This window comes from Pantoea sp. MBD-2R (assembly GCF_039134845.1).
In the GTDB taxonomy this organism is placed as follows: Bacteria; Pseudomonadota; Gammaproteobacteria; order Enterobacterales; family Enterobacteriaceae; genus Erwinia.
This window is the reverse complement of the sequence record NZ_CP152417.1, coordinates 2,019,734-2,032,411: the sequence shown is the minus strand read 5'-3', so window position 1 is coordinate 2,032,411 and position 12,678 is coordinate 2,019,734. Positions and strand designations below refer to the sequence as shown.

Sequence of the window (12,678 nt, the reverse complement as noted above, 5' to 3'; positions counted from 1 at the left end):
CAGGCTAAACAGCCTGGCCTTTTTACTTTTATCACCCTATGCAGAACGCCTGTTACTTACCCACTTTGCCAGCGCCGGGCCGGTAAACAGGACAATAATAAAGCGTCCGGTTTGCATCGCCATCACAAATGACATATCGACCTGGCTGGACGAGGCGATAATCGCTACCGAGTCGGCACCGCCCGGACTGGTCGCCAGATATGCCGTCAAGGGATCAATACCTGCAAAGTGAACCAGTAAAAAAGCGAATCCGCCACAGATAGCCACCAGGCTTAATATCGATAACAAAAGTCGGGGTAGCGCTTTTGCCGCATAGAGCAATATGGCGCGGTTAAAACGCAGACCAATACTCCAGCCAATTATTGCATAAGCGACCATTAACAATGCTGGCGGCAATTCCAGCTCAACTAGCTGCATTTCCTGAGCCGTTATCCCAGCCGCCAGAGAGAGTAATAATGCCCCCGCGGGGATACGCAAATAACGGCTGATGACCACGCAGCACAAAATAAGCGCTGAAGTTTGCCCGAAAGCTGTCCAGGCAACCGGCTGGATAATATCTAATCCTGAAGCAGCGTGCGAACCCATCGGTGGTGCCCAGATACGGGCTACTAACGTGGCAGCAAGCGCGACAATCACTACGCGAAGATATTGCATAAAGGCGACCAGCCGTACATCTGCGCCATAACTTTCGGCCATGATTGTCATTGCGGTAGCCGCCCCAGGCGAAGAACCCCAAATCGCCGTTGAGCCAGGCAATACCTGCCAGCGTGTTAACAGCCAGCCCAGCACGGCGCTGGCGATAATGACCGAAAACAGGGTAAGTGCGAATAGCAGCCAGTTATTTACTATTTCAGGAAAGAGTGAGGCAGGTATTGCCCGGGCGATCATGCATCCGACAACACCCTGAGCGAGGTAAATAACAGGACGATAAACAATTAGCGGCTTATCCCACGCAGCAAAGACAATAGCAATTGCCATTGGCCCAAGCAGCAATGCGGCGGGAAGGTGCAATTGCTCAAGGGCCAGAACGAACAGAAGAGAGTAAAAGATTAACCATAGCCAGCGTACTGCTGTTTTCATGCTTATCTCCCGCCAATTACGGCATAAAGGGTGGAGACGGTCGTATTGAATAAAGGCAGCCTGGCACAGGCTTCGCTAAATCACCAGATAACCTCTTGTTTAACTCGCTGCCCTGCCTGACTTTTTAGCTTTGTATTATCGCCTCTCTTAATCCTCTTTGTGCACAATATTGCAGCGACTTAATGAAAAACTAACAAAAAGTATGTTGTAACTAATTTCAGATAAGGAATATCTTTTTTCACATTTAATGCTTTGACAAAAAATATTTCCGTCGGTTAAGCACTCGATATCCAGCAATAACCTCGGATTGCCATAACGCAACAGCAACAAATCCGATGAGTTATTCCCTCAAAAATTTCCTATATTCAGGTTTACAACGCTTTAAATTCGACTATATGTCCAGCACGCATTCTGTTACGTATGCCAGCATGCTAACGGTAAGCAGGCTAATTCGTTATAATTCCAGAGGGATAATGCGCTGCAATTATGGCCATTACTCGAGCAACGTACTGCACATTTCCGTTTTTTTTACCGTCACTTTCACCAGGAATTTTCTTATCAAGGGATAATATATTGCTTTCCTGTTTGCGCTAATTTGCAAAAAAAATGAAAAAGCAGGTAAATAAAGAGACTTTTTTCCATTCAGGTGTTTTTAACTTAGAGATTTGTATGTACACTGTTTGTCGTACATACACCACTATTTTTTAAACCACTTAACGCTACGGATTCCTTTATGAGCGAAACTCTGAAAGTATTAAATAACATTCGAACCCTTCGTGCACAGGCTCGTGAAGTTTCTTTATCTGAGCTGGAAGAGATGCTGGAAAAACTTGAAGCGGTTGTTAACGAACGTCGTGATGCAGAAGCCGCTATCGCTTCTGAAATCAAAGAAAAAGAAGAGAAACTGGCTAAATATCGCCAGATGCTTCTGGACGACGGTATCGATTTAAGCGAACTGACCTCTGCTGAAAATACGACGGGTAAATCTCGCGCTAAACGTGCTCCACGTCCGGCCAAATATCAGTACACCGACGAAAACGGCGAAACCAAATCCTGGACCGGCCAGGGTCGTACTCCTGCGGTGATTAAGCAGGCGCTGGATCAAGGTAAAAAACTGGAAGATTTCCTGATCTAATCTTCAGCCACGCTGAATCTTCAGCGTGGCGTCTTCTTTATTACGTTCCTTAAACTCCCCCCTTTTACTTTTTATATTCCCCCTCTCCTGAGCTGTTTATTTCCACTAATCGCGTTATACTCATCAGTATGTTGTAACTAAGGGTGCACCTATGAATCGTTATGATGCGGTAGATAATCTCCATCGCTGCGCTGCTGAGCTGGAGAAAGCCCTGGCGACGCTAAGCGAGCAACTCTCAGCCAGACGTCTGCTTGCTGCGCGAGTGTTTGAACTGCCTCCCGTTCAGAAAGGCCACGAAAACGATCCGTTAACGCAGATTGCCGTGGAGCAACATCTGGCACAAACCGCGTTGCAAATGGCTATTACTCACTTTTGTCGTCTTTATATGCAGCATCAGTCGGAAACGGTCAGTACAAAATCCGCCGTGCGTTTGCCTGGCGCTATTTGTCTACAGGCCAGCGCTCAGGAAGCCAGCCTCCTGCACCAGCAGGTTAGTCAGATTAATAGCCTGAAGCAGCGTCTGGAAGAAATTATCACTGTTGAATCTGGCGTACCCAGTGAAGAACGATTTGATTTTGTGCACACCCATCTCAGGGGGTTAATTACCCTTAATGCTTACCGGACTATTACCTTACTTGACGCGCCGGATTCGGTACGTTTCGGCTGGGCAAACAAACATATTATTAAAAATATCAGCCGCGAGGAACTGCTGGAAAAGCTCAATAAAAGTCTGCAATCAGGACGGGCAGTCGCCCCCTGGACGCGTGAGCAATGGGCCGAAAAATTACAGGATGAGATCGAGGCGGTTAATTCATTACCCCACTCTGCCCGGCTGAAAATTAAACGCCCGGTAAAGGTGCAACCGATTGCTCGCGTATGGAATAAGCAAGATCAGAAGCAAACTCAGTTCGCCTGTCCTTCGCCATTGCTGGTGCTTTGCCCCGATACGGCTTCGGTACCCAAGCTGGGAGAGTTATTAAATTATGATGCTGATAAAGTTGTGCACCGTTTTAAACCTGAGGCAAAAAAGCTTTTTTTGATCATTCCCCGCCTGCATCTCTATAGCGACAGATTGTCGTAACCAGAAGATAAAACGCAGACAAAAAAAGAGCGGAAATGATTTCCGCTCTCTCACTCTGTTACAGAATATTAGGCTTTCATGCTGCCAACCATCTCTTCCGGACGTACCCAACTGTCAAATTCTTCTTCAGAAAGATAACCCAACTTCAGCGCGGAAGCCTTCAGGGTTAAGCCTTCTTTATGGGCCTTTTTAGCAATTTCTGCCGCTTTATCGTAACCGATATGGGTATTTAAAGCCGTCACCAGCATCAGTGATTCATTCAGCAGCTGGGAAATACGATCGTGATTTGGCTCAATGCCTACCGCACAGTGATGATTAAAACTGTCCATGCCGTCAGCCAGCATACGCACCGATTGCAGGAAATCGTGAATGATCATCGGGCGGTAAACGTTGAGCTCGAAATTACCGGATGCGCCGCCCATATTCACCGCAACATCATTTCCCATCACCTGGCAGCACAGCATGGTCATTGCTTCACACTGCGTCGGATTTACTTTACCTGGCATAATGGAGCTGCCTGGCTCATTCTCAGGAATAGCAATTTCACCAATGCCGCAACGTGGGCCGGAAGATAACCAGCGAACGTCATTCGCAATCTTCATCAATGAGACAGCAAGCCCTTTTAACGAGCCATGCGCATGCACCAGCGCATCACAGGTTGCCAGTGCTTCAAACTTATTCGGGGAAGTCACAAAAGGCTGGCCCGTCAATTCTGCCAGCTCTTTAGCCACGCGTACTGCATATTCAGGATGCGTGTTCAGCCCGGTGCCGACAGCGGTACCGCCCAGCGCCAGCTCTGCCACATGAGGAATACTCTGCTCAATATGCGTCAGGTTATGGTTCAGCATGGCGACCCAGCCAGAAATTTCCTGCCCCAGCGTTAGCGGCGTGGCATCCTGGAGATGCGTACGACCGATCTTCACAATGTCTTTAAAGGCTTCGGCTTTATCATTCAGCGTTTTCTGCAACACTTTCAGCTGCGGGATCAGATGCTCTTTTACCGCGACCACAGCCGCGACATGCATCGCCGTTGGGAAAACGTCATTCGAACTTTGGCTTTTGTTCACGTCGTCGTTGGGGTGAACCAGACGAGACATGCCGCGCTCACCGCCCAGAATTTCACTGGCGCGATTGGCGAGCACTTCATTCATATTCATGTTGGTTTGCGTACCGGAACCGGTCTGCCAGATTGCCAGCGGAAACTCCCCGGTATGTTTGTCTGCCAGCACTTCATCGGCAGCCTGGACGATAGCCTGCGAACGTTCATCGGGCAGCAGACCTAAATCGCTGTTCACTTTGGCGGCAGCACGTTTGGTCAGCGCCAGCGCGTGGACCAGCTCCGGTGGCATTTTTTCGCTGGAGATGCGGAAATGTTCCAGGGAACGCTGCGTTTGCGCGCCCCATAATTTATCCGCTGGAACTTCGATGGAACCCATTGAATCTTTTTCAATGCGGTTGGCAGCCATGACTCTCTCCTTTGTACAATGAAATGTTTAAGCCTTTTTCTGCCCGCAGGGCATTTAGCGCGGGCATAGTATGACATACAATAATTTAACATTATGCGACCCAATCGTCTTTATTGCACCCGCCATACGATTTGCAACGCTATATTTCTGAGCAAATACACGGTGTTATTGGTCTCCGACAACGCCTTTTCGACCGCTGAGCCTGGCGGATTGCGTGGCGACATCACCGCAAGGATTACACCTCTTTACCCTTCAATGCAGTAATTGCGGCTGACGTGATAAGCCACAGTTGCTATGATATTTAACTTATTAAACAAAAACGCCTTTATCGCGTTTTCCCTCCGTCAGACACGGGTCGGATGGCCCTTTTTGTCGGCATTGGTGATTTAAAAAAGGACGACTTTACAGATGAAAAAAACAAAGATAGCGGCAGGCGTAATTATCGCTCTTGGCGTGATTTGGACCGGAACCGCCTGGTTTACCGGTAAGCAACTGGAAAAGAACATGGACCAGGTGGTGCAGAACGCCAATGCGCAGATGAACAATATCGCGCCTGACAGCCGCCTGAAACTCAGCTATCAGGATTATCAGCGTGGCGTGTTCAGCAGCTCGGCACGGTTTGTGTTGCAGTCCAATTCACAGACGGAAGACAACGCTGTTATCAAACCGGGACAGAGCATCGTTTTTCTTGAAAAGATCGACCACGGTCCTTTCCCTTTCGCACAGCTGAAAAAATTCAACCTGATCCCAAGTATGGCCTCCGTTCATACTCAGCTTGAAAATACTGATGCGGTGAAAAAGCTGTTTGAAATGACCAAAGGTAAGTCGGTGATCCAGGCCGATACCCGCGTTGGCTATAGCGGTGCAACCGCCACTGAAATTGCCCTGCTGCCGCTGGATTACCAAAATGCGCAGAGCGGCGAGCGTTTCGCGTCGAATGGCGGCACGCTGAATATCAGCGCCGATAAAGACGGTAACAAAGTGGACGTCAGCAGCGATCTGGACAGCCTTGTCCTGACTACCCGCAATCAGCTGAATATGCCGGTAATGTTTACCGCTAACGGCCTCAAGCTGAACGCTAACACCCATTTAAGCCCGGAAGGCGTCCGCGTTGGCGATCAAAATATCGATCTGCAAAAACTGAGCGTGGCGGTCAACGGCCAGCAGGCTTTCATTGCAGAAGGTCTGAACGGCAAATCCTCGGTGGATTCTGTTAAAGGCCTGGTTTCCGGCAACATCGACTACGCCCTGAACTCGCTGAAGATCCAGAACCAGGACTTCGGCCAGGGCAAGCTGTCTGTGAAGCTGTCGCAGTTTGATGCCAACAGCATGAAAACCTTCTCTGAGAACTATAACCGTCAGGTTCAGGCCCTTCTTAGCGACCAGGAAGTGGCAAACAACCCGGCGCTGTATCAGGCGCGGATGAGCCAGGTAATGAGCGACAACCTGCCGCTGTTGCTAAAAGGCAGCCCGGTAATCACGATCGCCCCGTTCAGCTGGAAAAATGAGAAAGGCGAGAGCAGCTTCAACCTGTCGGTTCACTTTAAAGATCCCGCAGCCGGTGCGCCTCAGCCTCAAAATGTGACTCAGGCGGCTGACAACGTACTGAAAACCCTGGATGGCAAGCTGTCCATTTCAATGGATATGGCTACAGAAATGATGACGCATGTCGCCATGGCGCAGGGTTATAAAGAAGAAGACGCGGCCAAACTGGCCGACCAGCAGGTGAAAGGCGTGGCGGCAATGGGCCAGATGTTCCGTCTGACCACGCAGAAAGACAATAATATTGTTGCCAGCCTGCAATATGCTACTGGCCAGGTGACGATGAACGGCGAGAAGATGACGCTGGAACAGTTCCTGTCCCGCTATATGCTGGGCAGCGATGCACCCGCCACGGTTTTACCGACCGATCCCGCCCAATAACCTTACCTCGACTGGCTGACTTTAAGCCGGGAGCCCCCAGGACGTGCAGTTCGCGTTCTGGGGCATACGGAGCCGGCATGGATGCCGCTTTGTGCGTTTTTCCTGATGGTCCTTCTCCCCCGCGGGTAATCTTCTGCGCGACATCGCGCAAATAAACAACATACACGCAGTAGGTTGCGCAATTTGCTGGCGAAGTTGCGCAAAATGTTTTTATACTGTTATGCACTTTACCGTTAACAACAGAGTGCGCCGACATGATCGACTCCCGCATCCCCCTTACCGATATTCATCGCCACCTTGATGGCAATATTCGCGCTCAAACCATTCTTGATTTAGGTCGCGAATTCAACCTCACCCTGCCCGCTTCCACGCTGGAAGCCCTGCGTCCGCACGTGCAGGTCACGCACAACGAACCCGATCTGGTGAGTTTTTTACAAAAACTCGACTGGGGCGTGAAGGTGCTTGGCTCACTGGATGCCTGCCGTCGCGTCGCGCTGGAAAACGTGCAGGATGCCGCCCGTGCCGGTATCCACTATGCCGAACTGCGCTTTTCACCCGGCTATATGGCAATGACCCATAACTTACCGATTGCAGGCGTTGTTGAAGCGGTTATTGATGGCATTCGTGCGGGTTGTCAGCAACATGATATCGACGTGCGCCTGACCGGCATTATGAGCCGCACCTTTGGTGAAGACGCCTGTCTGCAAGAACTGGAAGGTTTACTGGCGCATCGTGATGGTATTACCGCGCTGGATTTAGCGGGCGACGAGCTGGGCTTCCCGGGCAGTCAGTTCCTCAGCCACTTTAACCGCGCGCGCGATGCCGGTTTCCGCATCACCGTGCATGCGGGTGAAGCGGCAGGCCCGGAAAGCATCTGGCAGGCCATTCGTGAGCTGGGTGCTGAGCGTATTGGTCACGGCGTGAAGGCCGTCGAAGATCCTGCCCTGATGGATTATCTTGCCGCGCAGCAGATTGGGATTGAATCCTGTCTGACCTCTAATATTCAGACCAGCACGGTGTCATCCCTGGCTCACCATCCGCTGGCCGCATTCCTGGACCACGGTATCCTGGCAACCATTAATACTGACGATCCGGCGGTACAGGGCATTGAGCTGGCGCATGAATATGAAGTTGCTGCACCCCAGGCAGGGCTAAGCCAGCAGCAGATCCGCACCGCGCAGGAGAATGGTTTAAAGATTGCGTTCTTAAGCGAAGCGGAAAAAGTCGCCATTCGCGCCAAAGTGGCGGCTTAACCGACAGGGCTTTGTGCTGGCCAAAGCCGCCAGCAAGGCATCGCGGGCCAGGGTCGGCCCGCGACACGCCGCCAGAAACGGCATTGTTTGCATTTTGACGGCAGCCCGTGATCCCTGAGCCAGCAACGTGTTGGCAATGGCTCCGCTACCGCTTATTTCAGCGACAGGGTTTGACGCTTCTCGGCGGACTGGAGGCCAAGCTCAATCAGCTCCATAACCTGAATGGCTTCTTCAGCCGTTACCGGGTTGCGCCCTTCGCCGCTGATTGCATCGCGGATCCCGGCATAATAGGCGGGATAGTTGCCGGGCGTGGTCAGCAAGGTTTCTTCAGCCATCTCTTCACCGTTTGCCAGCGTTAGCACGCCATCACGCATATCGTAACCCCACTCTTCCTGCGGCAGACGAGCGCCCGCTTTCAGGCTGTCCTCCTGCGGATCGAGGCCATATTTTACGTAGCTGCCACGCGTGCCGTGTACCTGATAGCGAGGCGATTCCGCCGCCGCCAGCATGCTGGCATGCAGTACCACCCGACGCTGTGGATATGTCAGCACCGCATGGAAATAGTCAGTGGTTTGCGCGCCAGGACGCAGCTCAGCCAGATCGACGTTAATGGCTACCGGCGACCCAAACAGCTGAAGCGCCTGATCGATAAGATGCGGGCCGAGATCGAACCAGATGCCGCTTCCCGCGCCCTTCTGCTCGCGCCAGCGGTTACGCACTTCCGGGCGGAAGCGGTCGAAATGCGACTCGAAATAGCGCACTTCACCCAGCGTACCCTGCGCCAGCAGCGTCTTCAGGGTTAAAAAGTCGCTGTCCCAGCGGCGGTTATGAAATACCGACAGCAGCAGTCCTTTTGCCTTAGCCAGCGCTTCCAGCTCACGCGCCTGTGACAGCGTGACGGTAAAGGGTTTGTCCACCACCACATGCTTGCCTGCGTTCAGCGCCGCTTTCGCCAGGGGGAAGTGGGTGTCGTTGGGCGTAGGGATCACAATGAGCTGAATTGACGCATCGTCGAACAGCGCCTGCGCGTCGGCCACCGTCTGCACGGCAGGCCAGTCGGCATGAACTTTAGCGGCATCGCTACTGGAAACGGCCGCCAGTTCCATCCCTGACGTGCCGTTGATGAGTGGCGCATGGAAGGTCTTGCTGGCGAAGCCGTAGCCGACCAGCCCTACACGAATTTTATCGTTCATTGGCATTCCTCTTGTCTCAGTCCGGTTGATTTAAGACGATTGTCCGGGTAAGAACAAGGCGGATTAACCTGAATTGTTGCTAAATCGTTACTGAGTGGCACGTAAAGGCAAGTCCCAGCTTTCACGGGCCACCAGCGCATCATGGGCATCCAGCGAACGGCGGCGGAAATCGCTGGGGCTGACCCCGACCCTTTTTCGAAACACGCGTGAAAAATAGAGCTGATCGTCGTAGCCAACAATGCGCCCGACGGTAGCAATAGGCTCCTGCGTGGTTTGCAAAAGCAGCTTCGCTCGTATCACACGCTGATCTTCGCGCCAGCGCAGCAGATTAATTCCCATCTGCTCGCGAAATAAGTGTGCCAGCCGCGAAGGGGAAAGGCAGACGTGATTCGCCACCTCGTCGATCTTCAGCTCGCCGGCAAGATTGCTCGTCACATACTGACAAGCCTCTACCACGCGAGGATCGCGCACCTGCTGATGACTGCGCGGATCTTCTTCAACCGCACGCAGCAGCAATCTTTCCAGTAAGTTCATCGCCAGCTCTTCGGCAAAGCGTTTGCCCGACGTATGCGTTTGTTCAATGGTGGCGAACAGCCGCTCAAATTCTGGCCACAGCCTTTCCGGCAGCCGTAACCGGCCGACACCCTGCTTTTCATCCTGCCACTGAAGCCAGCTGCTCCAGTAGGCGCGCGGGCGAAAATAGATCCAGCGATGGTGCCAGCAGTCGCTTTCTGAAGAACGGCCATAGTAATGCGAGGTTTTTGGCTGAAACAGCAGCAGGTCGCCTGTTTCACAGTTAAAGGCATCGTCACCGCTGAAGACCTGGCCGCGCCCTTTGGTGGTCAGGTTAATAATGTAGCCTTTCATACCCGCGGGACGATCAATAAAGAAATCGAGCGGATCGCCGGCATTGATCGGCGTCAGGCCAGCGACCAGCCAGGCATTGAAGGGATAGCCGGGCAACAGCGGATTAGATTGCGCCACCGGCGCCAGACGATGATACATAACGCCTCCTCAGGCCGTTTTAGCTTTTTGTTTATAGCGGTCAAATATCACCGCGGCTAACAGTATCAGACCTCGCACCACGTACTGTGAAAACGGTGAAATATTTAAGAGATTCATCGCATTTTCCACGGTGCCAAGGATCAATACGCCCGCAACAACGTAGGAAATTTTGCCGATACCGCCCTTCAGCGACACGCCGCCCAGCACGCAGGCCGAGATCACAATCAGTTCATAGCCCAGCGAGGTCATCGGCTGGCCGCTGGTCATTCGCGAGGCGAGAATGATGCCTGCCGCAGCGGAAACCAGTCCGGAAAGGATAAAAATGATAATGCGCGTGCGCACCACCGGTACGCCTGCCAGCCTGGCCGCCTCTTCGTTGCCGCCAATCGCCAGCGTATTACGACCAAAGGTGGTTTTATTGAGCAGAAAACCAAAGACGATCATGGTGCCAATAGTCAGCCAGACCGGCGCGGGTACGCCCAGCCAGTTGGTATAGCCCAGCGCAAAGAAGCGCTCGTCTTCTATCCCCACGGCTTTACCGTCGGAGAAGATATAGGCCAGCCCCCGCACAATCTGCATGGTCGCCAGCGTGGTAATTAGCGCATTGATCTTCAGCTTCGCTATCACAAAGCCGTTAACAAATCCGCAGGCCACGCCCAGTAGCAAGCCCGCTACAATGCCGATCCACAGGCTTTCAGTCATATTGATGACCACGGCGGTGGTCACGCCCGCACAGGCGATAACCGAGGCGACAGAAAGATCAAAATCGCCTGAAGCCAGACAGAACAGCATGCCGCAGGCCACCATGCCGGACATCGACATCGCCAGTCCAAGGCCTTTCATATTGATCAGCGAGCCAAAGTTCGGTACAAAAATCGTGCAGCCGATAAACAGCACGGCAAACACCACCAGCATGCCAAAATTATCCCAGATGCGGCTCAGGTTGACGCGACGGGTCGGTGGCGTCGCGGAGGAAGTGGTAATGGACATTATAATGCTCCTTCGATTCAGGCCACGACGGCGGTATGTTGGGTGGTTTTCGGCATCGCCAGCGCCAGCGTTAGCGCTTCGGTGGCCTCGTGATGATGCAATTCTCCGGCAATGGCGCCTTCCCGCATGACCAGGATACGATCGGCGAGACCCATCACTTCAGGCAGGTCGCTGGAGGCGAACAGCACCGCGATGCCCTTTTCTGCCAGCGCATAAATCAGGTTATAGATTTCATGTTTTGCCCCGACGTCGATACCGCGCGTCGGTTCATCCAGCAGGATCACCTTCATCTCTTCCGACAGCCAGCGTCCTAAAATCGCTTTCTGTTGGTTACCGCCGGAGAGGTTCATGATCAGCTGATCGGCGCCTGGCGTTTTGATATTCAGCGAGCGAATATGCGAGGCCGCGTTAGTCTGCTCCCACTGGTTTTTAATCAGACAGCCTGCGGTGAGATTGTTGCGCCGGGCGCTGATATTGATATTGTCGCGCACCGAGTGTACTGCGATGATACCGTCGGCTTTACGATCTTCCGGGCAGAGTAGCAGCCCGGCGCGGATCGCATCGGACGGTTCACGGATAACCAGCTTTTCACCGTCCAGACGGACTTCACCGCCGGTGAGGCGGGTGGCGCCAAATAAGCCTTTCATTAATTCACTGCGTCCGGCACCGACCAGCCCAAACAGCCCGACGATTTCACCGGCGCGAACGGTCAGTGAAATCGGCATGCGTACCCCTTTGGCCTGCACGTTATCCAGTTGCAAACGGATCTCGCCGGTATCTCTTGGCGTATAGCCATAGATATCGCCAATTTCACGGCCCACCATCGCCTGTACCAGCGCATCATGGCTTGTTGCCGCAACGTCGTGAAAGGTACGCACGTAGCGGCCGTCTTTAAACACGGTAATGGCGTCGCTGAGCGCAAAGATTTCTTCCATGCGGTGCGAAACATACAGCACCACTTTGCCTTCCGCGCGCAGCTGGCGGATTACGCGGAACAGATGTTCAATTTCACGGGCCGAGAGCGAGCTGGTTGGCTCATCAAATGCGATCACTTTCGCATTTCTCGCCAGTGCCTTAGCGATTTCCACCATCTGCCACTGGCCGAGCGACAGCGACTTCAGCGGCGTATCCGGATCAATATCCATGCCTAAATTTTTCAGCTGAAGCCCCGCCTCGTAACGTAGCAGCGAGCGATTAACAAAACCGGCCCGCTGCGGCAGCTGTCCGAGATAGATATTTTCCGCCACCGACATCTCAGGGATCAGATGCAGTTCCTGATAAATAATCGCCACGCCCGCGTCCAGCGCGTCGGTCGTGTGCGTAAAGCTGACCGGCTGGCCTTTCAGACGGATTTCACCGCTGGTCGGCTGATAGCTGCCGCTAAGGATCTTCAGCAGCGTCGATTTTCCCGCGCCGTTTTCACCCATCAGCGCGTGGATCTGGCCTGCCTCGCAATCAAAACTGATGTCCTGAAGCGCCTTCACGCCAGGAAAGGTTTTACTTATGCTGTGAAAGCTCAGATACGGGGGTTGCGTGTTCATTATTCCTCCGG

The 12,678-nt window shown here is 52.8% G+C and carries 10 protein-coding genes; 4 read left to right on the top strand and 6 right to left on the bottom strand.

The window, feature by feature from the left end; genetic code table 11:
* Positions 1-36 precede the first annotated feature (36 nt).
* A complete protein-coding gene (locus AAGQ96_RS09520; protein WP_147197491.1) occupies positions 37-1,080 on the bottom strand; it encodes an AbrB family transcriptional regulator in 1,044 nt (347 codons plus the stop codon).
* A 733-nt stretch (positions 1,081-1,813) separates the two neighbouring features.
* On the opposite strand from AAGQ96_RS09520, the gene AAGQ96_RS09515 reads away from it, so the two are divergent.
* Together AAGQ96_RS09515 and tus are read left to right on the top strand one after the other, a co-directional pair.
* Positions 1,814-2,215, top strand: a complete 402-nt coding sequence (locus AAGQ96_RS09515) for an H-NS family nucleoid-associated regulatory protein (protein WP_147197489.1) — start codon at positions 1,814-1,816, stop codon at positions 2,213-2,215.
* Between the two features lie 151 nt (positions 2,216-2,366).
* Entirely contained in the window at positions 2,367-3,296 is a 930-nt protein-coding gene (tus, locus tag AAGQ96_RS09510) for a DNA replication terminus site-binding protein (RefSeq protein WP_342755356.1), read from the top strand.
* Positions 3,297-3,364: 68 nt separating this feature from the next.
* Here tus and fumC read toward each other — a convergent pair whose 3' ends face one another.
* Positions 3,365-4,762 (bottom strand): class II fumarate hydratase, encoded by a 1,398-nt coding sequence (fumC, locus tag AAGQ96_RS09505; RefSeq protein WP_342755355.1) that lies wholly within the window; start codon positions 4,760-4,762, stop codon positions 3,365-3,367.
* A gap of 408 nt (positions 4,763-5,170) precedes the next feature.
* On the opposite strand from fumC, the gene AAGQ96_RS09500 reads away from it, so the two are divergent.
* Together AAGQ96_RS09500 and add are read left to right on the top strand one after the other, a co-directional pair.
* Entirely contained in the window at positions 5,171-6,685 is a 1,515-nt protein-coding gene (locus AAGQ96_RS09500) for a YdgA family protein (protein ID WP_342755354.1), read from the top strand.
* A 254-nt stretch (positions 6,686-6,939) separates the two neighbouring features.
* On the top strand, positions 6,940-7,938 hold the full coding sequence (add, locus tag AAGQ96_RS09495) for an adenosine deaminase (RefSeq protein ID WP_342755353.1): 999 nt from the start codon (positions 6,940-6,942) through the stop codon (positions 7,936-7,938).
* A 152-nt stretch (positions 7,939-8,090) separates the two neighbouring features.
* Here the strand turns inward: add and AAGQ96_RS09490 are convergent, their stop codons facing one another.
* The 4 genes from AAGQ96_RS09490 to araG form a co-directional block, all read right to left on the bottom strand.
* Positions 8,091-9,131 (bottom strand): oxidoreductase, encoded by a 1,041-nt coding sequence (locus AAGQ96_RS09490; protein WP_342755352.1) that lies wholly within the window; start codon positions 9,129-9,131, stop codon positions 8,091-8,093.
* Positions 9,132-9,218: 87 nt separating this feature from the next.
* Positions 9,219-10,136: an arabinose operon transcriptional regulator AraC gene (gene araC / locus AAGQ96_RS09485; protein WP_147197477.1), complete on the bottom strand. Its 918-nt coding sequence runs from the start codon at positions 10,134-10,136 to the stop codon at positions 9,219-9,221.
* A gap of 9 nt (positions 10,137-10,145) precedes the next feature.
* Positions 10,146-11,126 carry an L-arabinose ABC transporter permease AraH gene (gene araH / locus AAGQ96_RS09480; RefSeq protein ID WP_147197475.1) on the bottom strand — a complete coding sequence of 327 codons (981 nt, stop codon included), beginning with the start codon at positions 11,124-11,126 and terminating at the stop codon, positions 10,146-10,148.
* Between the two features lie 17 nt (positions 11,127-11,143).
* Positions 11,144-12,667, bottom strand: coding sequence for an L-arabinose ABC transporter ATP-binding protein AraG (gene araG, locus AAGQ96_RS09475; RefSeq protein ID WP_147197473.1), 1,524 nt, complete (start codon positions 12,665-12,667; stop codon positions 11,144-11,146).
* Positions 12,668-12,678: the final 11 nt, after the last annotated feature.

Excerpts from the sequence above, each read along its gene's own strand:
- AAGQ96_RS09520 (WP_147197491.1), bottom strand. The coding sequence starts at position 1,080 with ATGAAAACAGCAGTACGCTGGCTATGGTTAATCTTTTACTCTCTTCTG.
- AAGQ96_RS09515 (WP_147197489.1), top strand. The coding sequence starts at position 1,814 with ATGAGCGAAACTCTGAAAGTATTAAATAACATTCGAACCCTTCGTGCA.
- tus (WP_342755356.1), top strand. The coding sequence starts at position 2,367 with ATGAATCGTTATGATGCGGTAGATAATCTCCATCGCTGCGCTGCTGAG.
- fumC (WP_342755355.1), bottom strand. The coding sequence starts at position 4,762 with ATGGCTGCCAACCGCATTGAAAAAGATTCAATGGGTTCCATCGAAGTT.
- AAGQ96_RS09500 (WP_342755354.1), top strand. The coding sequence starts at position 5,171 with ATGAAAAAAACAAAGATAGCGGCAGGCGTAATTATCGCTCTTGGCGTG.
- add (WP_342755353.1), top strand. The coding sequence starts at position 6,940 with ATGATCGACTCCCGCATCCCCCTTACCGATATTCATCGCCACCTTGAT.
- AAGQ96_RS09490 (WP_342755352.1), bottom strand. The coding sequence starts at position 9,131 with ATGAACGATAAAATTCGTGTAGGGCTGGTCGGCTACGGCTTCGCCAGC.
- araC (WP_147197477.1), bottom strand. The coding sequence starts at position 10,136 with ATGTATCATCGTCTGGCGCCGGTGGCGCAATCTAATCCGCTGTTGCCC.
- araH (WP_147197475.1), bottom strand. The coding sequence starts at position 11,126 with ATGTCCATTACCACTTCCTCCGCGACGCCACCGACCCGTCGCGTCAAC.
- araG (WP_147197473.1), bottom strand. The coding sequence starts at position 12,667 with ATGAACACGCAACCCCCGTATCTGAGCTTTCACAGCATAAGTAAAACC.